Annotated in this window: 25 protein-coding genes; 10 read left to right on the top strand and 15 right to left on the bottom strand. The window is 70.9% G+C overall.

Going from position 1 to position 21,549, the window contains the following annotated elements; genetic code table 11:
* The 3 genes from STRIP9103_RS33885 to STRIP9103_RS33875 form a co-directional block, all read right to left on the bottom strand.
* Positions 1-1,027: hypothetical protein (locus STRIP9103_RS33885; RefSeq protein WP_048821477.1), on the bottom strand; the 1,027-nt coding region annotated here is incomplete at its 3' end.
* A 35-nt stretch (positions 1,028-1,062) separates the two neighbouring features.
* The gene (locus tag STRIP9103_RS33880) at positions 1,063-2,322 is read right to left on the bottom strand and encodes an FUSC family protein (protein ID WP_009328455.1); all 1,260 of its coding nucleotides are present in this window, start codon (positions 2,320-2,322) and stop codon (positions 1,063-1,065) included.
* Positions 2,323-2,659: 337 nt separating this feature from the next.
* Positions 2,660-3,154: an FBP domain-containing protein gene (locus STRIP9103_RS33875; RefSeq protein ID WP_009328488.1), complete on the bottom strand. Its 495-nt coding sequence runs from the start codon at positions 3,152-3,154 to the stop codon at positions 2,660-2,662.
* A gap of 182 nt (positions 3,155-3,336) precedes the next feature.
* Between STRIP9103_RS33875 and STRIP9103_RS33870 the strand changes: the two genes are divergently transcribed.
* From STRIP9103_RS33870 to STRIP9103_RS33860, 3 genes are all read left to right on the top strand, one after another.
* On the top strand, positions 3,337-4,302 hold the full coding sequence (locus tag STRIP9103_RS33870) for a phosphotransferase family protein (protein ID WP_009328465.1): 966 nt from the start codon (positions 3,337-3,339) through the stop codon (positions 4,300-4,302).
* A 133-nt stretch (positions 4,303-4,435) separates the two neighbouring features.
* Positions 4,436-4,681 carry a hypothetical protein gene (locus STRIP9103_RS33865; protein ID WP_009328479.1) on the top strand — a complete coding sequence of 82 codons (246 nt, stop codon included), beginning with the start codon at positions 4,436-4,438 and terminating at the stop codon, positions 4,679-4,681.
* Positions 4,682-4,715: 34 nt separating this feature from the next.
* A complete protein-coding gene (locus STRIP9103_RS33860) occupies positions 4,716-5,390 on the top strand; it encodes a M15 family metallopeptidase (RefSeq protein ID WP_048821478.1) in 675 nt (224 codons plus the stop codon).
* A gap of 145 nt (positions 5,391-5,535) precedes the next feature.
* On the opposite strand, the gene STRIP9103_RS33855 is transcribed toward STRIP9103_RS33860, so the two are convergent.
* Positions 5,536-6,576 (bottom strand): PHP domain-containing protein, encoded by a 1,041-nt coding sequence (locus STRIP9103_RS33855; RefSeq protein ID WP_048821476.1) that lies wholly within the window; start codon positions 6,574-6,576, stop codon positions 5,536-5,538.
* A 155-nt stretch (positions 6,577-6,731) separates the two neighbouring features.
* On the opposite strand from STRIP9103_RS33855, the gene STRIP9103_RS33850 reads away from it, so the two are divergent.
* Positions 6,732-6,968, top strand: a complete 237-nt coding sequence (locus STRIP9103_RS33850; protein ID WP_048821475.1) for a hypothetical protein — start codon at positions 6,732-6,734, stop codon at positions 6,966-6,968.
* Here STRIP9103_RS33850 and STRIP9103_RS33845 read toward each other — a convergent pair.
* From STRIP9103_RS33845 to STRIP9103_RS33830, 4 genes are all read right to left on the bottom strand, one after another.
* Positions 6,949-7,602, bottom strand: coding sequence for a VanZ family protein (locus STRIP9103_RS33845; RefSeq protein WP_009328449.1), 654 nt, complete (start codon positions 7,600-7,602; stop codon positions 6,949-6,951). The genes STRIP9103_RS33850 and STRIP9103_RS33845 overlap by 20 nt on opposite strands.
* A gap of 60 nt (positions 7,603-7,662) precedes the next feature.
* Positions 7,663-8,319, bottom strand: coding sequence for a DUF4230 domain-containing protein (locus STRIP9103_RS33840; RefSeq protein ID WP_009328461.1), 657 nt, complete (start codon positions 8,317-8,319; stop codon positions 7,663-7,665).
* A 269-nt stretch (positions 8,320-8,588) separates the two neighbouring features.
* Positions 8,589-8,972 (bottom strand): anti-sigma factor antagonist, encoded by a 384-nt coding sequence (locus STRIP9103_RS33835; RefSeq protein ID WP_009328485.1) that lies wholly within the window; start codon positions 8,970-8,972, stop codon positions 8,589-8,591.
* Positions 8,973-9,141: 169 nt separating this feature from the next.
* Positions 9,142-9,570, bottom strand: coding sequence for a MarR family winged helix-turn-helix transcriptional regulator (locus tag STRIP9103_RS33830; RefSeq protein WP_009328474.1), 429 nt, complete (start codon positions 9,568-9,570; stop codon positions 9,142-9,144).
* Between the two features lie 105 nt (positions 9,571-9,675).
* Between STRIP9103_RS33830 and STRIP9103_RS33825 the strand changes: the two genes are divergently transcribed.
* The 3 genes from STRIP9103_RS33825 to STRIP9103_RS33815 all read left to right on the top strand — a co-directional run bounded on the left by STRIP9103_RS33825 (position 9,676) and on the right by STRIP9103_RS33815 (position 13,379).
* Positions 9,676-11,133, top strand: a complete 1,458-nt coding sequence (locus STRIP9103_RS33825) for an aldehyde dehydrogenase family protein (protein ID WP_009328466.1) — start codon at positions 9,676-9,678, stop codon at positions 11,131-11,133.
* A 110-nt stretch (positions 11,134-11,243) separates the two neighbouring features.
* Complete coding sequence (locus tag STRIP9103_RS33820) at positions 11,244-12,353, top strand: NAD(P)-dependent alcohol dehydrogenase (RefSeq protein ID WP_009328483.1); 1,110 nt, start codon at positions 11,244-11,246, stop codon at positions 12,351-12,353.
* A 159-nt stretch (positions 12,354-12,512) separates the two neighbouring features.
* Complete coding sequence (locus STRIP9103_RS33815; protein WP_009328480.1) at positions 12,513-13,379, top strand: hypothetical protein; 867 nt, start codon at positions 12,513-12,515, stop codon at positions 13,377-13,379.
* Positions 13,380-13,423: 44 nt separating this feature from the next.
* Here the strand turns inward: STRIP9103_RS33815 and STRIP9103_RS33810 are convergent, their stop codons facing one another.
* Together STRIP9103_RS33810 and STRIP9103_RS33805 are read right to left on the bottom strand one after the other, a co-directional pair.
* Positions 13,424-13,978 (bottom strand): TetR/AcrR family transcriptional regulator, encoded by a 555-nt coding sequence (locus tag STRIP9103_RS33810; RefSeq protein ID WP_009328468.1) that lies wholly within the window; start codon positions 13,976-13,978, stop codon positions 13,424-13,426.
* The gene (locus STRIP9103_RS33805; protein ID WP_009328484.1) at positions 13,975-14,337 is read right to left on the bottom strand and encodes a DUF1304 domain-containing protein; all 363 of its coding nucleotides are present in this window, start codon (positions 14,335-14,337) and stop codon (positions 13,975-13,977) included. The genes STRIP9103_RS33810 and STRIP9103_RS33805 overlap by 4 nt, the downstream gene beginning before the upstream one ends.
* 124 nt (positions 14,338-14,461) lie before the next feature.
* Between STRIP9103_RS33805 and STRIP9103_RS33800 the strand changes: the two genes are divergently transcribed.
* On the top strand, positions 14,462-14,938 hold the full coding sequence (locus STRIP9103_RS33800; RefSeq protein ID WP_048821474.1) for a GNAT family N-acetyltransferase: 477 nt from the start codon (positions 14,462-14,464) through the stop codon (positions 14,936-14,938).
* Positions 14,939-15,011: 73 nt separating this feature from the next.
* Entirely contained in the window at positions 15,012-15,404 is a 393-nt protein-coding gene (locus STRIP9103_RS33795; RefSeq protein ID WP_048821473.1) for a VOC family protein, read from the top strand.
* A gap of 3 nt (positions 15,405-15,407) precedes the next feature.
* Here the strand turns inward: STRIP9103_RS33795 and STRIP9103_RS33790 are convergent, their stop codons facing one another.
* Both STRIP9103_RS33790 and STRIP9103_RS33785 read right to left on the bottom strand, forming a co-directional pair.
* On the bottom strand, positions 15,408-15,704 hold the full coding sequence (locus STRIP9103_RS33790) for a DUF4235 domain-containing protein (RefSeq protein WP_009328459.1): 297 nt from the start codon (positions 15,702-15,704) through the stop codon (positions 15,408-15,410).
* A 36-nt stretch (positions 15,705-15,740) separates the two neighbouring features.
* The gene (locus STRIP9103_RS33785) at positions 15,741-16,757 is read right to left on the bottom strand and encodes a glutathione S-transferase family protein (RefSeq protein WP_009328472.1); all 1,017 of its coding nucleotides are present in this window, start codon (positions 16,755-16,757) and stop codon (positions 15,741-15,743) included.
* Positions 16,758-16,863: 106 nt separating this feature from the next.
* Here STRIP9103_RS33785 and STRIP9103_RS33780 point away from each other — a divergent pair, with 106 nt between their 5' ends.
* Positions 16,864-17,874 carry a cation diffusion facilitator family transporter gene (locus tag STRIP9103_RS33780; protein ID WP_048821472.1) on the top strand — a complete coding sequence of 337 codons (1,011 nt, stop codon included), beginning with the start codon at positions 16,864-16,866 and terminating at the stop codon, positions 17,872-17,874.
* 87 nt (positions 17,875-17,961) lie between these two features.
* On the opposite strand, the gene STRIP9103_RS33775 is transcribed toward STRIP9103_RS33780, so the two are convergent.
* The 3 genes from STRIP9103_RS33775 to STRIP9103_RS33765 all read right to left on the bottom strand — a co-directional run bounded on the left by STRIP9103_RS33775 (position 17,962) and on the right by STRIP9103_RS33765 (position 21,206).
* Positions 17,962-18,411 (bottom strand): nitroreductase family deazaflavin-dependent oxidoreductase, encoded by a 450-nt coding sequence (locus tag STRIP9103_RS33775; RefSeq protein WP_009328457.1) that lies wholly within the window; start codon positions 18,409-18,411, stop codon positions 17,962-17,964.
* A 92-nt stretch (positions 18,412-18,503) separates the two neighbouring features.
* Complete coding sequence (locus tag STRIP9103_RS33770; protein ID WP_009328453.1) at positions 18,504-19,796, bottom strand: cytochrome P450; 1,293 nt, start codon at positions 19,794-19,796, stop codon at positions 18,504-18,506.
* Between the two features lie 54 nt (positions 19,797-19,850).
* Positions 19,851-21,206, bottom strand: a complete 1,356-nt coding sequence (locus STRIP9103_RS33765) for a glutamine synthetase family protein (RefSeq protein ID WP_009328452.1) — start codon at positions 21,204-21,206, stop codon at positions 19,851-19,853.
* Between the last annotated feature and the right edge of the window lie 343 nt (positions 21,207-21,549).

The following is a 21,549-nucleotide window of genomic DNA, read 5'->3' as shown; positions in this document are numbered from 1 at the left end:
CGAGGTCGGTGCCGAGCCAGTCGCCGACCGGCTTCACGGAGCCGAGGGTGTCGGTGGGGGCGATGTCCTGGGCGTCCTGGTCGTAGTAGTCGAACCAGGGGAGCCCGGCCTTGGTGTAGGCCGCCCGGTCCACCGGCGACGGGGGCGGGGCCTCGCCGGTGATACGCCGCCACTCGGGCGGGGTGACCAGGTGCACGAAGATCCGCCCGGCGGGCTGCTCGGCCCAGCTGCCGCGCGGCCAGTGGTCCTGGTAGACCTCCTGGCGCATCGAACCGCCGACGCCGAGCCCCATCGCGGCGGGAGCCCGGGGCGGGCCCGCGGGAGCGGCGGCCCTTGCAGCCGCGCCCGGAGCCCCGCCCGGCGCCGCCATGGGGAACGCGACACCCGGCGGCGGCATGGGCGCGCCGCCCGGCGGCGGAGGCACCGGGCCGCCGTGACCGCCGTAGCCGCCCCAGGGCATCCCTCGCTCGCGCTCGACGCGGCGCCGCTCCTCCGCCCGCCACAGGGCGAGCTGCTGGTCGTTCAGCGGGAAGGACTGCAGCTGCACCCCGCCGAACACCTCCTCGCCGGTGACCTGGCCCTCGACCGTGGCGCCGAGCCCGAGCGGGACGGCCACGAACTGGCGGACCGTGCCCTTGCCGGAGTTGATGCCGTCGAGCCAGGGCTGGCGCGGCAGCACCACATAGTTCTGCGGGTCCCGGCTCAGCGTGTCGCTCCACGGCTTGCCCGACACCGCGCACACCTTGCCGACGCCGACCTGGAGCGCGGCCGGCTCCGTCGAGCCGCCGAAGGCCAGCCACATGGCCTCGCGCAGATACACCGGGAGCATCACACCGCCGCGCGCCCGCATCTGCTCCGGTGCCGTGTGCGGATAGTCCTCCACCCGGCGGATCGGGAACTCGCCGAGCCCCGGCGGGAGTTGGTGCGTACCCGTCTCGGGCAACCGCAGCGTGCGCATGAAGCGCACCCGCACACCGCCCGGCAGATGGAGTGTGGTCCCGTCGATCCGCACGGCGCCCTGGGCCATTCCGTACGCTCCCCTCGTCATCGCGTTTTGCCTTGTCACTTAGTACGTCCGGCGAGGGAGGACCGGTTCCGCCTCCGGGGGGTCAAGACGCGTACGCGGTCCAGGAGACGGGTCAGGCGCGGGGAGCGCTCACGCTGTTCGCGGGTGCAGCGGTCGAGTTCGTCCAACAGCCGCTGGGAGCGCTTCTCGGTGTCCAGCTCGTCCAGGACGCGGTTGACCTCCGTGAGCACGGCGCCGTGCAGCTGCCATTGCAGGGGGTCCCGCTGGATGTCCTCGAGCAGTAGTTTGGCCAGCCGGTCGCGGGTCGCGGTCGCCGTGGCCAGCTCGGCGGCGAGCCGGTCCTCCGCGGACTCCGCGCTCTGGCTGACATCGGTGGTGACCAGCACCGCGAAGCTCACCACCGCGTCGCCGATCTCGGCGAGCAGCTTCTCGATCGTCGCCCCGACCTGAGGCGAGAACAGCGGCTCCGGCTCCCGTTCCCGGGCGAGGTCGGTGAGCGTGCGGGCCAGCACCCGCAGAACGACCGTGCAGATCTCCAGCGTGTCCAGGCCGGTGCGCAGCACGACCCGGTGCAGCAGACCCTCCCGTACACGCGGATTGAGCTTCAGGCTCTCCTCGGCCTGCCTGAGGTCGGCGTCCACCTCGACGATGTCGAAGTCGAGCTGCCGGGCCTCGTCGAGCCGTGCCGCGGCGGCCTCCACGGCGGTGCGGCGGCCCGCGGCCTCCTCGCCGACGCGGATCATCAGCCGCCGCATCCGGCGGGCCAGGTCCTCCAGCGACTCACCGGCCGCCTCGACCCACACCGGGGGAGCGAGCAGGAAGTTGAAGGCGAGCCCCACGACCGCGCCGATCAGCGTCTCCACCACCCGCGCCCAGGCCGTGTCCCCGACCCTGGTCACGCCCAGCACGAGCATCGCGCTGATCGCCACCTCGGGCACGTACTCGCTGACCCGCACCAGGTGGCCGACGGCCAGTGAGGCGAGGATCAGCAGGGCGAGGCTCCACCAGGTGAGCCCCACCAGGACGCTGAAGCCGATGGCGATGACGACGCCGGCCACCACCGCGTTCACCCGGCGGATGCCGTTGGTGAGCGTGGCGTAGAGGGTGACCTGGACGACGAGGAGCGCGGTCAGCGGTGCCGTCAGGGGCGCCGACTCCGAACTGATGTGCAGCGCCACCACATAGGCGACCGAGGCGGCCGCCGCCGACCGCACCGACTGCACGATCACCGGATCCTGCCGCCACTTCCCGGCCCGCGCCCTGACCGCGGCCCACACTCCACGTACGTCTCGCATCCCCGAGCCGTTCCCCTTCCTCCAGCACACCGAACGTCTGCGCGAGGACCTTAACCGCATGAACGTTTCTGCCGGGGGAGGGGGTGGCTTGTCCTTCCGGAACCTGGATGCCGTATCTCCGCAGGCGGGGCGCTTCCTTTCACGGGCGGCCGTGCTCCGTACGGGGGTACGCCCCACCACACATCCGGCGGTCGGCCGGATGGTGTGCGACCGCTGCCGCCGAGAGTCTTGGATCATGAAACGGCAACGATCCGGAATCGCCCTGATCCTGCTCCTCTGCCTCCACGACGTCGAGGCGGCGCGACTGCGGGACCGGTAGGCCCCGCCATCGGGCGGCTCACTCGTACAGCTTCTCCAGGAACGCGGACAGATTGCCCACCGTCCGGGCGATCTGCTCCTCCGTCGTGAGGCTCTCCTCGAAACGGCTCCCCGTGTCGAGGGCCTTCTTGCCGCGGACGTACAGGGAACACGCCAGGTCGGCGCACATGTAGACGCCCACCGAGTTCCCCTCGCGCCCGGCCGCGCCGGCCTTGCGGGCCGTCATCAGAGAGACCCCGTTGCCCCGGTGCGTCGTCAGACACAGCGAGCACATGCTGCGGTGCAGGAAGCCGCGCCGGGAGGACGGGAAGCGCAGGGTCACGCCGATGAGCCGGCCCGTGTGTTCGGTGACCAGATAACTGCGGTCGGGTGCGCCCGGATCCCGCCAGCCGAGGAAGTCCAGATCGTCCCAGGGGCGTTGGTCCAGGTCACGGGGTAGGGAGATCCGCTTGGCCTCCCCTTTCGAGCAGTTGATGAACGAGCTGCGGATGTCCGGCTCGGTGAGCGCCTTCATGGTGACTCCTCCGGTGCGGGGCGGCAGGGGAAAACCTAGGATCCCTAGGTTATCGCCTAAAGTACGCGCCACTCGGGGGAGAGGCCAATGGTTTTCGCGGACACGACACGAGGGGTGCCCGCGATGTGGCCCACCTGGCAGAGTGGGCCCACACATCACATGAGGGGCCGAGGGGGGCCGCGGTGGACGACGAGGAGCGGGCGCGGCTCGTGCTCACGGCGGCGGGGCTTGCGCCCGAGCGCCTTGTCGAGCGGCGACCGCTGGGCGGCGGCACGTACAACACCGTCGAGGGGCTGCGCCTCACCGACGGCACCCGTCTCGTTCTCAAGATTCCCCCGCCGTCGACCGTCCCCGGCCTGGCCTACGAGCGTGAACTCCTCGGCGCCGAGGCCGAGTTCTGCCGGGCAGCCGCGACCGTCGGCGTCCCCGCGCCACGGGTCGTCTCGGCCGCCCTCGACGAGACCGCGCCGACGGGCCGCCATCTGCTGCTCACGCACTGCCCGGGCACGGCGTGGGAGGGCCTGGAGCCCGCCCAGGAGGCCGTACTGCGCCGGGAGTTGGGCGGCCTGGTGGCCCGGCTCCACCGGGTGACCGGCCCCGCCTTCGGCTACCCCGCCGGTGCCCTCGGCCCCCTCGCCCCCGACTGGCGCACCGCCTTCACCGCCATGTACGACGCCGTACTCGATGACGCCCGCCGCTTCCGCGCCTGGCTGCCCCGCCCCGTGGACGAGGTGGCCCGTACGGCGAAGGCCGCGTACGACGCCCTCGACGAGGTGGCCGAACCGCGTCTGGTCCACTTCGACCTGTGGTCGGGCAACGTGCTCGTCGAGCTCGGCGATCATCCCCGGATCGGGGGCCTGATCGACGGCGAGCGCATGTTCTGGGGCGACCCGGTCGCCGACTTCGTCTCGCTCGCGCTGCTCGGCGACATCCGACAGGACGACGCCTTCCTGGCGGGCTATCGGGAGGCGGGCGGCAACGCCGAGTTCACACCGGAGGCCTCCCGGCGGTACGCCCTCTACCGCAGCTACCTCTACCTGATCATGCTGGTCGAGGTGGTCCCACGCGCCCTGGACGACGGTCACACGGCGTGGCGACGCGAACACGTGGCACCCCGGCTCACGGCCGCCCTCGACGAACTGGGCTGACCGCGCGCGACGGCCGGGACGCCCTCGCCGCGCGACTGCCCGCCGGGGGACAGGCGCCCACTGGCTCCGCCTGGTTTCGGCTGATCGGCACGAGGTACCCGCGCCTGGTGCACCGACAGGAAGGGAGCACGCCGTGACCGATCACAGGGAGGGTCCCGGCGAGAACGCCGATCCCGTCCCCCGGGATCTGCCCGACCAGCAGGCCGGCGCCGGCGAGGACCCTTGGGAGGTGGCCCCCGCAGGCGGTGACACCGATGAGGACGACGCGTCGGCCGCCGACGTGCCCGACACCGACGAGGCGGGCACCGGCCGGCAGGGCGCACCCCGGTCGGGCGCCGTGAACCCCGAGCAGCCGGTACCCGACGAGTCGTCGGGCTGACCGCAGGGGTCGGGCCCGCGGGATGATCACCCCCATGACCGAGATCATCCTGATGTCCGACCCCAAGGTGGCGGCCGTCCCCGTCCACGACTCCGACGACCCGCTCGTCGACGTCCGTCGCGACGGCGCCCTGCTGGTCGACGCGCGCAAACACGACGCCACCGGTGCCTACGCCCACCTGCGCGCGAGCGTGCTCGACCGGCTGGTCGAGGCACAGGCACTGCTGCCGCGAGGGCTGCGTCTGCTGTTCGTCGAGGGGTACCGGCCGCCGTCCCTGCAGCGGCAGTACTTCGACAAGTACGCCGCCGAACTGCGCGCCCTGCACCCCGACTGGGACGCCCACCGCATCCGCACGGCCGCCAGCCGCTATGTCTCCCCGCCCGAGACAGCCCCGCACTCGGCCGGCGCCGCCGTGGACCTGACCCTCGTCGACGCCGCCGGCCACGAGCTCGACCTCGGCACACCGGTCAACGCCGGCCCGGAGGACAGTGCCGGCGCCTGCTACACGGGCGCCGACAACATCACCGCCGAGGCCCGCGCCCACCGCGACGCCCTCGCCGCCGCCCTCACCGCGGCCGGCCTGGTCAACTACCCCACCGAGTGGTGGCACTGGTCGTACGGCGACCGCTACTGGGCCCTGACGACGGGCGCCCCGGCCGCGCTCTACGGACCGAGAGAACTCGAAGGCCGAGCCCACCACAGAAGCTGAAGCCCCGACCGGACGGGGGAATCACGGTCGGGGCCGACTGTGGACGGGCGCCAAGGGGGGCGTAGCGCCGCGCGCCCACACTTTGGTAAACGGGAAAGCAACCGCCACCGTTCCATCCGTATCCGGACAATGAGGGTGATCTGTGTCACCGAGGCCTGGCATCGGCCGGGATCCTCCTCTCCCGGGCCCACCCCAGCACCTCCTCGGCCGACCACGTCGTCACCACCCGCTCCGCGGGCACCCCACACTCCTCCGCCCGGGCGCACCCAGGAACCTGCCAGGCCAGCTGCCCCGGCGCATGCGCATCCGTGTCGATCGAGAACAACACCCCGGCCTCCACCGCCCGTCGCAGCAACCTCCGCGGCGGATCGAGCCGCTCAGGGCGGGAGTTGATCTCCACGGCCGTACCGGTCTCCGCGCACGCCGCGAACACCGCCTCCGCGTCGAACTCCGACTCCGGACGCCCACGCCCGGTGATCAGCCGCCCCGTGCAGTGCCCGAGGACGTCGGAGCGCGGGTCGCGTACGGCGGCGACCATGCGGCGGGTCATCGCGCGGGCGTCCATCCGCAGCTTGGAGTGCACGGACACCACCACCACGTCGAGCCGGTCCAGCAGCTCGGGCTCCTGGTCCAGCGAACCGTCGTCGAGGATGTCGCACTCGATCCCGGTGAGCAGCCGGAACGGCGCCCATTCGGCGTTCAGCGCGGCCACCACGTCGAGCTGCTCGCGCAGCCGGTCGGGGGACAGCCCGCGGGCGACGGTCAGCCGGGGCGAGTGATCCGTGAGCGCCGCCCACTCGTGGCCGAGGCGGGCGGCGGTGCGGCCCATCTCCTCGATGGGGCTGCCGCCGTCCGACCAGTCCGAGTGCAGATGGCAGTCGCCCTTGATCAGCTCCATCAGCCGTTCGCCCCCGCCCGGGAAGGGGGCCCCGGACACCGCCTGCTCCAGCTTCCGCAGGTACTCCGGCACCTGCCCGGCCAGGGCCTCGCGGACCACCTGCGCCGTCTTGGGTCCGATCCCCTTCAGCGACTCCAGCGACCCCGAGGCCGCCCGCTCCGCCACCTCGTCCGCCGACAGCGCGCCGAGCACGGCGACGGCCGTACGGAAGGCCCGTACGCGATAGGTGGGCGCCCCGTCCCGCTCCAGCAGGAAGGCGATCCGCTCCAGCGCCGCGAGGGGATCCACGGCACCTCCGGACTCCCGCTTCCAGCCTCGCCCAGCCACCGGGTACCCGCACGAGGCCGTACGTACGGTCCAGGCGGCGGTCGTACGGCGCCGGCCGCGCACCCGGCCGGGCCTCCGCCCGGTCACCGACGCCGGAACCGCTCTACGCTCTAGACATGACGGAAATCGCGAGCCCCCACATCTCCCACCCCCGGGTCATAGTGCTCGGGGTGCAGCCGGGTACGCCGCCGTTTCGCATCGTGGAGATCGACGGCCAGGTGGTCGGCGAGGCGACGACGATGACGGACGTGTTGCAGGCCGCGGCGGCGTACGGGATCACCGTCCATGACCTCGACGATCCGGAGCAGGTGCGTTGGGTGGGCGGCGGCAAGTTCACCTGGACGCCGCACTAGCCCCCTTGCCGCCGGACGTCGGACCGGCTCCCTTGCGGCGCATGCCGCGCAGGCGCCCGATCGGGCCGCCCCGCGGGGTTTTCCGCTGGGCCGGCGCGGACGGTTCGGCCGGCCCGGCGGGGACGTGCACGGCGCGGCCGAGCCGTCGGCCCAGCACCAGATAGCCGAGCAGGGCGCCCGTGGTGTTGAGGATGACGTCGTCGATGTCGAAGGCGCGGCCGGTCACGACCGCGCCCTGGACGAGTTCGACCAGCAGCATCATCAAGGCGGTCAGCGTCGGCACCCGCAGCCAGCCGCGGGCCCCGGGTGCCAGCACCGGCAGCAGGATGCCGAAGGGCACGCCCAGCAGGACGTTCCCGCCGAGCTGCTTGACCGCGTCGCGTGCGGAGGGGTGGTGCCAGTAGAGCTCCAGGGAGCTGCCGGGGCGCAGATTGCTGTGGGTGAGCGCCTCCGACGCCGGGGACGGCTGGAGGGTGAGCCCGGCCAGCACCGCGCCGAACGCCACCATGGCCATGAAGGAGAGCGCCATCACCAGCAGTCGCAGGGGCAGTGGGAGCGGCCGTCGAGCGGGTGGGGCCGTTTTGGAACGGCGGCCGGAGGCCGTGGAACGGGAACGTGCCGTGGTGCGCGCCATGCATCTCTCCCGGTTTCAACTTCCCTCTGTCTGAAGGTTGTTACCCCTGAAGCTGAAGCGTCAGGCGCCGTACGTCACCTTCACCTCCTTGAAGCCGAGGGACTTCAGCAGGCCTTCGAGCATGTCGGTGGTGTTGGCCTCGGCGCGGTCCGTGAGCTTGCTGTCCTTCGCGGCGTCGCCGATGTGTTTGACGGCGAGACGCTGGACGGCCTGTTCGCTGTTGGGGTTGTCGGAGAACAGGTCGCCGAGACGGTCGAGGAGGCCGCGCTGCTTGGAGACGGCGTAGGAGTGCTCGGTGTCGAGGGCGGGCTTGCCGAGCTGGGCGTGCGGGAGGTTGAGCGTGGCCGACGTACGGTCCTCGTCGACCTTCACGTCGTCCTCGCCGACCTTGCCGAGGTCGACATAGGCGTCGACGGTGCCCGCGCCCACGTACAGCGTGCGGGTGCCGCGGATCGCGTCCGGCAGGTACTTGGCGTCCTTCTCCAGGTCGACGACCACCTGGAAGTTGCCCGAGGCGGCGTCGTAACGGCTCATGTCCTGGATGGACTTCAGAAGTGTCGGCCCCGAGCGGTCGTGCTCCTCGGTGCCGAACACGTCGTCCAGCCCTCCGAACACCAGCAGCCGCAGTGCGGCCAGCAGCACCACGATGAGGATGACCACGGCGGTGAGCAGCTTGGCCCAGCCGGGCAGACGCGTGCGCTTGATGGACGTCGTCATGTCGACGGTCCTCCTTCCTATTTCAACGAATGCCCCCAAAGTCCTTGCCGGAACGCTGAGTTGGTGATTTCCCGAACGGTTGTCCGTACTTCGCCGTAGTCCGGAAGCACGCCTCGTCCGCACCGCTGTACCGAATCTGCGTATGTGCGGCGGCCAGTGGCATGAGCCGCGCAACCCGTAATGATCATGTTCGGGCGAGAAGCCCACATCAAGGGCGGGTGAGCATCAGCTCGGGCATCGGAGAGGTCGCCGGGCCGCCTTCGAAGCGGTCATGACGTGCCGGACGCGGTCTCGGGCTGCTGCAGGGCCGCGTCCAGCGACGGCGCCGGCGGCAGCAGCCGGGCCAGGCCCGTGACCTTGAGGACGCGCAGGGTGAGCGGGTGCGTGCAGACCAGGTGCAGCTCGCCGCCCCGGTCGAGGACCCGCTGTCGGGCCCGGTAGAGCAGCCGCAGCCCCGAGCAGTCGAAGAACTCGACATGCCGTAGATCGATCACGATCCGGGCCTCGGGGCGGCCGGTCACCGCGTCGAGCAGCGGGATGATCTCCACGGCCGCGGCGATGTCGATCTCCCCGTGCAGTTCGAGCACGGTGCGACCGCGGTACCGGTGGACGCGCAGATATCCGGTGGTGGGAGGTGTGGGGTCGTTCCACACGACGGCATCGCCTCCAACCGGACTGTGTGAGGGCAAAACCCGTCCCCGCCCTGCAAGTTACCCCCGTCAGAGTGAATTTCAGCATGTTCGATTGACATATGTCTTCGATTTCTGCGGCAAGTTGTCCGGAGTTTTTCTCAGGGCCGTCCACGACGGGCCGCGGGGCCGTCTACGACAACGCGTGCCACGCCTTCGACAGGGCCTGCCGGAACTGGTCCGCCTGGTGTGCGGTGAGGTCGCGGATCATGCGTTCCTCCAGGTCACGCACCGGCTCGGCGCAGTGGGCGAGCAGCTCGCGCCCTTCGTCGGTGAGCAGGATCAGCAGCTCGCGCCGGTTGCGTGGATTGCGCTCCCGGCGGATGAGTCCACGGTTTTCGAGACTTCGAACGAGATCCGCGATGGACTGGGCGGTGACGAACGAGTCACGGGCCAGCTGGGCGGCCGAGAGGCCGTCGTGCCGCTCCAGCACGGTCAGGGACGTGTACTGCAGGGCCGTGATCCCGGCCGGCTTCACCAGCTCGTCCAGTCGTGAGCGGACAACCAGCTCGACCTGCTTGACCATGTAGAGGAGGGAGGGGGGTGCCTTAGTGCCGACCATGCGTTCAGCGTAAGGCATTGACAGGAAACCTGTGTGTAATGAAACTGCGAACCAACAGGAAACCTGTTGGTTGAGGACTTGGCGAGCAAGGCTGAGGAGTGGGCAATGACGACCACCTTCGAGAACGGGCCCGGGCGGCTGTTCATCGGTGGACAGTGGCGCGAGGCGATCGACGGGGCACGCATGGACGTGATCGACCCGTCCACGGGTCAGGTGGTCACGACGGTCGCGGAAGCGGGCGCGGCCGATGTCGACGCCGCCGTACGGGCCGCGCGTGAGGCCTTCGACAGCGGCGCCTGGTCCGGACTGAGCGGCCGTGAGCGCGGGCGCGTCCTGAACCGTGTCGCCCAGCTGATCCGGGAGAACGCCGACGAGATCGCGGCCCTGGAGAGCCAGGACGTCGGCAAGCCGATCACCCTCTGCCACGCCGTGGACGTCACCAACGCGGCCAATGACTACGAGTACTACTCCGCCCTCGCCTGGACCCTGGACGGCGGCAACCGTGACATCCCGATGAACCGCCTCGCCTACACCCGGCGCGGTCCGCTCGGCGTGGTCGCCGCGATCACCCCGTTCAACTTCCCGCTGATCCTCGCCGGCAGCAAGATCGCCCCCGCCCTCGCGGCCGGCAACACGGTCGTGCACAAGCCCGCCGAGGAGACCCCGCTCAGCGCCCTCTACATGGCGAACCTGCTGAAGGAGGCCGGCGTCCCGGACGGCGTCTACAACGTGGTCACCGGCACCGGACCGGTCGCCGGCGACGCCCTGCTGCGCAACCCCGGCGTCGACAAGATCGCCTTCACCGGCTCCACCGCGACCGGCCGCCACGCGGCGAGTGTCGCCGGCGAGGGCCTGAAGCCGGTCACCATGGAGCTCGGCGGCAACGCGGCGCACATCGTCTTCGAGGACGCCGACATCGAGAAGGCCATCGGCGCGATCATCAAGGGCTTCGTCTTCAACACCGGCCAGTTCTGCATGGGCGGCCCCCGTCTGCTCGTCGCCCGCCCGCTGTACGACACCGTGGTCGGCATCCTCGCCGACGCCGTGCCCGGCGTGCCCGTCGGCGACCCCCGGCAGGCCGAGACCGTCGTCGGACCGATGGCGGGGGAGCGGCACCTGAAGAAGGTCGAGGAGTACATGGAGCTGGCCCGCAAGGAGGGCGGACGCATCGTGTGCGGCGGTGAGCGCCTCGACCTGAACGGCGGCTTCTACTACAAGCCCACCGTCATCGCCGACCTCGCCAACGACTCACGCGTCGTCCAGGAGGAGGTCTTCGGCCCGGTCCTCACCGTGCAGCCCTTCGACTCCGAGGACGAGGCCGTCGAGATGGCCAACTCCACGCCGTACGGCCTCGCCTCCGGCATCCAGACCACCGACCTGGCCCGCGCCCACCGCGTCGCCGACCGGCTCCAGGCGGGCATCGTGTGGGTCAACGACTGGGCGATGCTCGACCCCGCCGTGCCCTTCGGCGGTGTGAAGGCCTCCGGCTTCGGCCGCGAGTACGGCCCCGAGGCCCTGGAGTCCTACACCAAGGTCAAGTCCGTCGTCGTCTCGCTCGACTGAGCACAGCCCCGGGATCAGCAGTGAGCCGCGGGAGCACGACGACCTCGACACCGGCCGCACACCGGTAGGGGTGCTTCCGCAGGCTCGCACATCAAATGAGGAGTTCACGCATGTCCACCACCACACGTGCCGCAGTGGTCGAGTCGGGGGGCGCGCCCTTCACCCTCTCCGAGGTCGTCCTCGAAGAGCCGGGGCCGGGCGAGGCGCTGGTCCGCATGGTCGCCGCCGGGCTGTGCCACACCGACCTCGGTGTCGCCAGCGGCGCGCTGCCGTTCCCGCTCCCCGGGGTCCTGGGCCACGAGGGCGCCGGTGTCGTCGAGGCCGTCGGCCCGGGCGTCACCTCCGTCGTACCCGGCGACCACGTGCTGCTGTCCTTCACCTCCTGCGGCGGCTGTCGCAACTGCCGTGACGGGCACCCGGCGTACTGCGCCACCTGGCTGCCGCTGAACCTGATCGGTGGCCGCCGCGCCGACGGTTCCAGCACCATCAGCCGCGACGGCGAGGCGCTGGGCGGCCACTTCTTCGGCCAGTCCTCCTTCGCCGAGCGGGCCCTGGTCGACGAGCGCGGCCTCGTCAAGGTCGACCCCGAGGTGCCGCTGGACTCCATCGCCCCGCTGGGCTGCGGCGTGCAGACCGGTGTGGGTGCCGTCTGGAACGTGCTGGAGCCCGGCGCGGGCAGCACCCTGCTCGTCCTCGGCGCCGGAGCGGTGGGCCTGTCCGCCGTCATGGCCGCGGCGCTCACCCCCGCCACCAGGGTCATCGCCGTCGACAAGGTCGGTGAACGTCTGGAGCTCGCCAAGGAGTTGGGCGCCACGCACACCGTGAACGCGAGCGAGGTCGACGACATCGCCGAGGCCGTCATGGAGATCACCGGCGGCCAGGGCGTGGACGGCGCCGTCGAGACCACCGGCAGCGTCTTCGTGCTGCGCAAGGGCGTCGACTCCCTCGGCGCCCGCGGCACCCTCGTCATCGTCGGCGCGCCGCCGTTCGGCACGGAGGTCTCCCTCGACGTCAACGGCATGCTCGCCGGCAAGCGCGTCGTCGGCCTCACGCTCGGCGACAACGAGATCCAGACCGCCCTCCCCGTCCTCGTCCAACTGGTCAAGGAGGGCAAGCTCCCGCTCGACCGTCTCATCAGCCGCTACAAGTTCGAGGAAATCGACCAGGCGGTCGCCGACATGAGCGGCGGCAAGAGCATCAAGCCCGTGCTGACGTTCTGAACCCACGCCGGTACGGGCGTTCCCGGTCACGTTCTCCCCACGTGACCAGCGGCCCTGCGGGCGGCCCTCTCCAGGTCGCCCGCAGGGCCCTCCAACGTCCGGGGCCCGTCCCGCGTCGTAGGAGCGATACGACGTTGGGGAAACAGCAAGGGGCGGGGCATGCGCAGAGGGCTGGTGGCGGCGACGGTCGTGGTCGTGATGGCGGCCGTGGGCTGCGGCGCGGAGAAGCGGGTCGACGCGGTGATCGCCGGTACGCCACCCGCCACGCCCTACGACGGACCGCTCCACGTCCCGCACAAGGAGGTCGACGAGGACGGCGTGGCGGCGATGACGACCGAGTCGGGCGCGGCCGGAATGGCCCTGGAGTGCGACGGCGAGATCTACTCGGGCGGCGGCGGCCCCGGCGGCTGGGGCGAGAACGACGGCGGGGACACGCCGGAGGAGGGGCTGGAGGCGTACTTCGACATCGAGGTGCCCGACGTTCCGAGGGACGGCTACCGGATGGAGCGCGAGGAGAAGGACCGGGTCCTCTTCTCCTACGACGTCGACGGGAAGACCAAGGTCGCCGTGATCGTCGCCAAGGACCGGAAGAACAGCCCCGGTTGGGGCCCGGAGACCAGCGCCTCCTGCGACCCGGCCGAACTGCCGGCGAGCTACACCGACTCCCGGGGCCATGAGATCTGGACGGACGGCAACGGCCGGCGGGTACCGACCACGACGGTGAGCACCCATGTGGGCCCGGAGCACTGCGACTGGCAGCAGGCCCACTTCCTGTCGACCGGCGGCGACGCGGACGACGACGGCCGCCTGTACGGCCGCGACCCCGAGGGCGTCCTGCCCGACGGCATGCTCACCTCCGCCTACGACGGCGACGTCCGCATGCCCGAGCAGGCGCGCGACACCGGGTACCGCTACGAGAACCGGGCGCTGTGGCTCGTCGAGGGCGACCCGTCGAAGGCGTACGTCCGTACCCCCGACGGGGTCGAGATGTGGCCCGAGGTGGCGAAGGGCCACGGCTGCGCCTGAGCCGGCCGGCTGAGCCGGGCGGGGGCGGAGGGGCCGCGCCCGGCTCAGCGGCTGCGGTGGAGGGCGACCAGCAGCTGCCAGGACTGGTCGGCGATCTCCTCGGGGGTGGCGTCGATGAGCCCGTGGAGCCAGTCGGCCAGGACGCCCGCGAAGGTGGCGGCCACGGCGGAGGCCACCAGTGGGGCGTCCGCCGCGCCGGCGAGTTCGCGTTCACGGAGGCTGTAGGCGCGCAGGTCCCGGTGCAGGACGTGGCCGAGGGGCCCGCCGCCGCCCGGGGCCAGCAGGGCGCGGTAGAGGTTGGCGTGCGGGGCGAGGCCGGCGAAGAACCGCGGCAGGGCCGCCGGCGCGCGCACCGGATCGGGTCGGCCGCGCCATGCGTGCAGGGCCTCCACCGCTTCCCGTACGACATCGGCGCAGGCGTCCACGGCCAGCGCCTCCAGGTCCGGGTAGTGCACGTAGAACGTGGCCCGGCCGACCCCCGCCCGGCGGACCAGCGCGGCCACGCTGACCTCGTGCAGGGGACGCCGCGAGCACTCGTCGAGGAGGGCTTCCCGCAGCCTGGCCTGCGTACGGGCGGCCCGGGGGTCCTCCGGGGTCATCCGGCTGCGAGTACGGCGGCCAGGGCGAGCGCGCCGGGGAGCGCCTGGGCGACGAGGATGCGGCGGTTGGCGGTGGCGGCGCCGTACACCCCGGCGACTATCACACACGCCAGGAAGAAGATCTGCACCCGGAACCCGGTCGGATCACCGGCGATCAGCCCCCACACCAGACCGGCCGCGAGAAAACCGTTGTACAGCCCCTGGTTCGCCGCCATCGCCGCCGTCCGCTGAGCCATCTCCGCATCGAACCCGTGGAACCCCATCCCCGGCTTCTTCTGCCACAGAAACATCTCCATCACCAGGATGTACGCGTGCAACAACGCCACCAGCGCGACCAGCACATTCGCCAGGATCCCCATGCTCAACCAACTCCGTCAGCTTCGAAACTCACGCCACTTCTTGGACAGGTGTCCACTATACCTGGACTCCTGTCCAGGAACTCAACCCGGGAGCGTTGTCAGACCTCGCCGCTACCGTCCTGCCATGAATGGTCAGGAAGTGATGGTGCGGCGCGCCCGCGCAGAGGACGTGCCGGGGATCGTCGACTCCAGCTCCCGGCTGTTCGCCGAGGACGGCGGACCACGGGATACGAGCCTGAACGTGGACTGGCCGAAGCAGCACGGCGCCGAGGCGTTCACGGCCGCTCTCCAGGACCCGGCGCGGCTGGTGCCGGCCGCGCTGTACGACCGTGAGGTGGTGGGTCATCTGTCGGGATCGATATCGGGCCCCTCCGCCATGCGCCCCGTCGTGTCGGCCACGCTCATGGCCCTGTACGTGCGGCCGGAGCACCGGCGGGGGCGGGTCGGCGCCCGGCTGGTCGAGGCCTTTCTGGAGTGGGCGCGGGAACAGGGCGCGGCGCAGGCGGAGGTGACCGCCTCGGTTGTCAACGTGGACGGGATTCGGTTCTACGAACGGGAGCGGTTCCGGTCTCAGGCGCTCACCCTGCGGCTGAACCTGTAGTCGGCGGGTACCCGGGGCACGTATGGCCGTCGGCGGAGCCCCCGCTCACGGCCGGATCCGACATGGAGGGGACATGGCAGTGGTACGGGCGGGCGTCGTGGTGTTGGACTGTGCCGAGCCGGAGAAGCTCGCGGCGTTCTACAAGGGGTTGCTCGACGCGGCGGAGGTGGACGCGACGGCCAACCGGGTGGAGATCGAGGGTGGCTGTGGGGTGCGGATGGCGTTCCGGCGGGACGTCAACGCGACCCCGCCGAGCTGGCCGCGTCCCGAGAACTCCCTCCAGGTCCACCTGGACTTCTACGTCGACGACCTCGACGAGGCGGAGCGGCGGATCGTCTCCCTCGGTGGGCGTCCGGTGGACACGAAGGAGGCGGCCGGGCCGTTCGAGGAGCGTGGCTACTCCGACCCGGCCGGCCACTCCTTCACCCTGCGCCGCGAACACCCCACGGCCCCCAAACAGGGCTGAACGTCAGTCCCGGCCTCCCTTCTCCGAGGCCGGCCACACCCCGGTGGACCGTTCGATGGCCTTCGCGCCCGTACGGTCCACCACGCTGCGCACGGCCGCGAAGATCGCGCCCTGCAGGGCCGCCGCGAGCAGCACCTCGCCCCACCCGCGGTCCCGGTCCAGCGCGTCGGGCGCGTCGTCCTCATGACGGACGGCCTTCCACGTCTTGCGGAACGCCAGCGAGGCCAGCGCGCCGCTCACCCAGCCCAGGGCGAAGCCGAGGGGCTTGTATGCCAGGGGGAGTTTCTTCCTCTTGGGCACCTTGGTCTCCTCCTTCGCGTTGCGATGCGTTCGGCGTCAGGGACGCCCCTGCGGGGCCACCACCTCGGAGGCGGGCACGGGCCCCGGCGGTGTCCCGTCGCCGAACGGGCTGCCGCCCAGCTCCGCCCGGTGATGCGGCGTGAGCCAGCCGGTCAGATCGGGCCCGAGCGGCACGATGCCGGTCGGGTTGATACCGGTGTGCACCTGGTAGTAGTGCCGCTTGATGTGATCGAAGTCGACGGTGTCACCGAAGCCGGGGGTCTGGAAGAGATCACGCGCATACCCCCACAGCACCCGGTCCTCCGCCAGTTTCCAGCGGTTGCACTTGAAGTGACCGTGGTAGACGGGGTCGAAACGCACCAGTGTCGTGAACAGCCGGATGTCCGCCTCCGTGATCGTGTCGCCGACGAGATAGCGGCGCCCGGCCAGCCGCTCCGACAGCGCCTCCAGCCGTCGGAACACCCCGGCGCAGGCCTCCTCGTACTCCCGCTGACGCGTGGCGAAGCCCGCCCGGTACACCCCGTTGTTGACGTCCTCGTAGACCTCCGCCATCACCGCGTCGATCTCGTCCCGCAGCGGCTCCGGATACAGGTCGGGCGCGCCCGCCCGGTGCAGATCCGTCCACTGGGTCGCCAGGTCGAGAGTGAGCTGCTGGTAGTCGTTGGTCACCAGCTTCCCGCTCGGCACGTCCACGATCGCCGGAACGCTGACCCCGCCCGGATACTCGCTCTCCCGGGCGTCGTACGCCTCCTTCAGAAACCGGATGCCGAGCACGGGGTCGAGGTCGTCCGGGTCGAGGGTGAAGCGCCAACTGCGGTTGTCCTGGATCGGGTCGGCCATGGCCATGGACAGCGCGCCCTCCAGGCCCAGCAGCCGCCGTGAGATCACCGCCCGGCTCGCCCAGGGGCAGGCCCGGCTGACGACCAGCCGGTAGCGGCCCGCCTCCACCGGCCAGCCGTCCCGGCCGTCCGCGGTGATCCGGTCCGTGAAGTGGCTCTTGGACCGCTTGAACGCCTTCCTGCCGTACGCCTCATTGCCCTCGCCGACACTCATGCGGCAGTCCCTCCTGAACCGTCCGGATATGGATGCACTGGTGAGAGTTCCCCGATTTCCGCGACCCCCACGGTGTGAGCCCGACCGGTCGGGGCAATCGGCGTTCATGAGCCGGACACCAGCGGACCCCGTGACCGACGACAAGGAGAACCACAAGAACCCCAGGCACCTCATGACGAGGGCCGACCGCAGGACCCGTGTCACCGTCCTGGTCGCCCTCGCCGCGAACCTCTTGATCGCCGCGGCCAAGACCGTCGGCGGGCTGATCGCCGGCTCACCGGCCCTGCTCTCGGAGGCCGCGCACTCCGTGGCCGACAGCCTCAACGAGGTCTTCCTCCTCGCCGCGCTGCGCCGCAGCCGCCGCCCCGCCGACAGCCGGCACCCCTTCGGCTACGGCAAGGAACGCTTCTTCTGGTCCCTGCTCGCCGCCGTCGGCATCTTCGTGATGGGCGGCTGCTTCTCCTTCTACCAGGGCGTCCACGCACTGACCGGCGGCTCGGAGGAGTCGTACGACGGCTACGCGGCCGGCCTCGCCGTGCTCGGCGTCGCCCTGCTCTCCGAGGGCGCCTCTCTGCTGCGCGCCCTGCACCAGGTGCGCGGGCAGGGAGGCGGGGCGGAGGGACTGAGGGACCCGGCGCTGCGGACGGTCGTCGCCGAGGACGGCACGGCGGTGCTCGGCGTGACGCTCGCGATCACCGGGATGGTCCTGCACATGGTGACGGGCCGGGCCGTCTGGGAGGCGCTCGCCTCGTTCGCGATCGGCGCGCTCCTCGTGTACGTCGCCTACTGGCTCGGCCGGGACGCCCGCGAACAGCTCATCGGCCGGGCCGCCGACCCCGAACCCAGCCGACGGATCCGCGCCCTGCTGGAGGCACAGCGCGAGATCGACAGCATCGAGGAGCTGCTCACCATGCAGCTCGGCCTGGACTCCACCCTGGTGGCCGCCCGGGTCGACCTCGTCCCGGGCCTCGACAGCGAGCGGGTCGAGGAGGTCGCCGTACGCATCAAGCGCTCCATCTCCCGCGCCGTCCCCGAGGCCGACCAGATCTTCCTCGATGTGACCGACACGAACGCAGCGAGAAGCCCCGCCGCGACGGGGGAACGCGGCGGGGCCTGAGACTCGGGTGCCCGGCGCACGATGGATCATGCGCGACGAACCGAAGATTTTTTTCCTCGGACTCGTCACCGGGCTCCGGACCGGTCGCTACTGCCCGTCCACCGGCTCCAGCACGAAGACGGGTATCACCCGTTCCGTCTTCTCCTGGTAGTCGGCGTACGGCGGATACGCGGCGACCGCACGCTCCCACCACACGTCCTTCTCGTCCCCGGTGACCTCACGTGCCGTCATGTCCTGTCGCCGGGGGCCGTCCTGGAGCTCCACGTGCGGGTCGGACTTGAGGTTGTGGTACCAGACGGGGTGTTTGGGCGCGCCGCCCAGCGAGGCCACGACCGCGTACCGTCCGTCGTGCTCCACGCGCATCACCGGTGTCTTGCGGATCTTGCCGCTCCTGGCGCCGCGCGTGGTGAGGATCACGACGGGCATACCTGTGTCCCTCAGCGTGGTCCCCTCGGTGCCGCCCGAGCTCTCGTACAGCTCGACCTGCTCGCGCACCCACTGGGCCGGGCTGGGCACGTACTCGCCCTCAAGAGGCATGGCAACCGTCCTTGCTTCGCGTGCCGATGCTTGCCCTGTCTTCAACACCGGTCTTCCGCCGATTCATCCGCCCCGGCGGAAGCACGCGGACCTCAGGCCGGTGTCACCTCCACCGGCAGCTTCTTGATGCCGTTGACGAAGTTGGAGCGGACGCGGGGGACGTCACCGGCCAGCCGGATGCCGGCGATGCGGGGGATCAACTCCTCGAACATGATGCGGATCTCGGTCCGGGCGAGGAGGTTGCCGAGGCACAGATGCGGGCTGCCCTTGCCGAAGGTGACGTGGTCGTTGCCGGCGCGGGTGACGTCGAAGTCGTAGGGGTTGCCGAAGACTTTCTCGTCGCGGTTGCCGGAGGCGTACCACATGACGACCTTGTCGCCCTCCTTGATCCGCTTGCCGCCGAGTTCGACGTCCCGGGTGGCGGTGCGGCGGAAGTGGTAGATGGGGGAGGCCCAGCGCAGGAACTCCTCGACCGCGCCGGGGATGAGGGAGGGGTCGTCCTTGAGGCGGGCGAGCTGTTCGGGGTGCTGGAGCAGGGCCAGCATGGAGTGGGTGATGGTGTGCCGGGTGGTCTCGTTGCCGGCGACCACCAGGAGCAGGAAGTAGTTGTCGAAGTCCTGGTCGGAGAGCGGGACTCCGTCGCGCGGGGTGGTGTTGACGAGCCTCGACACCAGGTCCGTGCCGTCGCCGCCGCGCCGCTGCCGGGCCAGCTCACGGCCGTAGGCGAAGACTTCGAGGGAGGCGGGGGAGCGGAACGGCAGATCGCGGTACTTCTCGCTCTCCTCGCTGTCCAGGAGGACGTCCGCGTAGTCGGGGTCGGTGTTGCCGATGATGCGGTTGCCCCAGTCGATGAGCTGCTGGTTGTCCTCCGGTGGTACGTCGAGGAGGCGGGCGAGGACATTGATGGGGAAGTCGGCGGAGACCTCCTTGACGAAGTCGAAGGTGCCCTTGGCGAGTGCCGCGTCGAGGGTCGTCGCGGTCAGACCGCGCAGGAAGTCGGTGTAGCTGTTGATCACGTTCGCGCCGAACTGGCGCTGGAGCAGGCTGCGCAGGGCGCGGTGGCGGACGCCGTCCAGCTCCAGGATGGAGGCGCGTTTCTTGATCTGGTCGTCGTCGACCTCTTCGAGGTTGACGAACTTCATCGAGGTGAACGTCTCGGCGTCCCGGTCCACGCGGGCGATGTCCGCGTGCCGGGTCACCGCCCAGAAACCGGAGTTGGGCGCCTCCTCCGGCTGCCAGTGCACGGGGTCCTCGTGGCGCAGGGTGTGGAACATCCGCCACGGGGTGACGCCGTCGGTGAAGTTGTCGAGGTCCGCGAGGTCCACGTCCTTCAGGGGCAGCGGTTCGTGCACGGCGGCGGCAGGGGAGAGGGCGGTGTCGGTCATCGGGGCTCCCGGTCGTGTCGGTCGGCGGTGGTCACGGGTGGTCGGCGTACGTCGTCACAGGTGGTGGGCGTACTCGGTGAACTCCCAGTCGGTGACATGCCGTCCGAAGCGCTCGACCTCGTTGCGCTTGTAGGTGAGGAAGGAGGAGACGAAGTCCTTCCCGAGCACCTCGGCCAGGGCGGTGTCCGCCTCCAGGGCGTCGAGGGCCGCGGACAGGGTCGCCGGCAGCAGGGCGGCCCTGCCGGTGTCGTAGCCGTAGCCCTCCAGCGGGGGCGGCGGCTCCTCGCCCGCCAGGACACCGAGCAGTGCGGCGGCGAGGGTGCCCGCGATGGCCAGGTACGGGTTGGCGCTGGCGTCACCGAGGCGCAGTTCGAGCCGGGCGCCGGAACCACGCTCGGGCGGGATGCGGATCATCGCGCTGCGGTTGTCCAGGCCCCAGTCGATCAGCCAGGGGGCGAGGGTGTCGGGTCCGAAGCGTTTGTACGAGTTGATCGTCGGGTTGAGCAGCGCGGCGAGGGCGGGGGCGTGCGCGACGACCCCGGCGATCGCGTGACGGGCGGTGTCCGACAGTCCGTACGGGCCCGAGGCGTCGTCGAAGAGATTGCGGCCCTCGGCGTCCTCGCACGACATGTGGAGGTGGAAACCGGAGCCGCCGGCGTCGTTGAAGGGCTTGGCCATGAAGGTGGCGAGCCTGCCCTCCCGGCGGGCCAGCTCCTTGATCGCGGCCTTGAAACGGAAGGCGCGGTCGGCGGCCGACAAGGCCTCCGAGTGCAGCAGATTGATCTCGAACTGGCCGCCGTCGAACTCGTGGTTCCCGCTGAGCACCCCGATGTCCAGGTCCCGCACATGCCGCAGCGTGCGCAGCAGATGGTTGTCGGGGTCGGCGCGCAGCCCGGCGGTGTAGACGATCCCCGCGTCCCCGGCGTAGCGACGCCAGCCGCCGCCCGGCCCGGTCTCGGGTTCACACAGGTAGTACTCCAGCTCCGGGCCGACGACCGGCCGCAGCCCGTGTTCGGCGCAGCGGTCGAGGACGGCGCGCAGCAGATCGCGGGGCGACTCCGGCGCGGGTGACCCGGTCGCCGGGTCCAGCACCTCACCGAGACAGGTGGCCACCCCCGGTTCCCAGGGCAGAGCCACGAGGGTGTCGAGGTCCGGTCGTACGCAGATGTCCGGCAGACCGGCGTCGAGACCGCCCGGCACCGGGACGACATCGCCCTGCGGACTGGTGTGGTAGACGGCCCGGCAGAAGGCGAGCCCGTGCTCACAGGCCCGGGGCAGCTCCTCCAGCAGCACGTCACGCGCCCGTTCCGTGCCGAGCAGGTCGGGATAGGTGACCCGGACGACGTCGATGCCGTCGGCGGCGAGCCGGGCCGTCTGCCGGCGGACTTCTGGGATGTCGGATGCGCTCACCGATGTCTCCTCGGACAGGTGATGGGGCGCCTCCCGGGCCGGCCCGATGCCACGGACACGGCCCGGACCCGGCCCGGCGTCGCCACGGACACGGGGTCCGCGGGCTCCGACGGGCGGAGTGCGGGAGGCGAGGGTGGCGTGGGAAGGAGAGGCCGGCGGGGGAGAGGGGAAGCGGCCCCGGGCTTTGTTTGATGCCAAACGGTATGGGTGGACGGAGTGTCCCGCAAGGGGTGGGAAAAAGAATTTATCCATCCGGATAGCTATTGACCAGGGTTTCGGGTCTGCCTACCTTGTTTGAAGCCAAACGAGTTGGGGGTGCGGTCCTCGCACCCTTTTGGCCGGG

Origin of the sequence: Streptomyces ipomoeae 91-03 (genome assembly GCF_000317595.1) — a bacterium.
GTDB classification, from domain to species: domain Bacteria; phylum Actinomycetota; class Actinomycetes; order Streptomycetales; family Streptomycetaceae; genus Streptomyces; species Streptomyces ipomoeae.
Note: the sequence above shows the minus strand (reverse complement) of the source record. Positions and strands in the feature narration are given on the sequence as shown.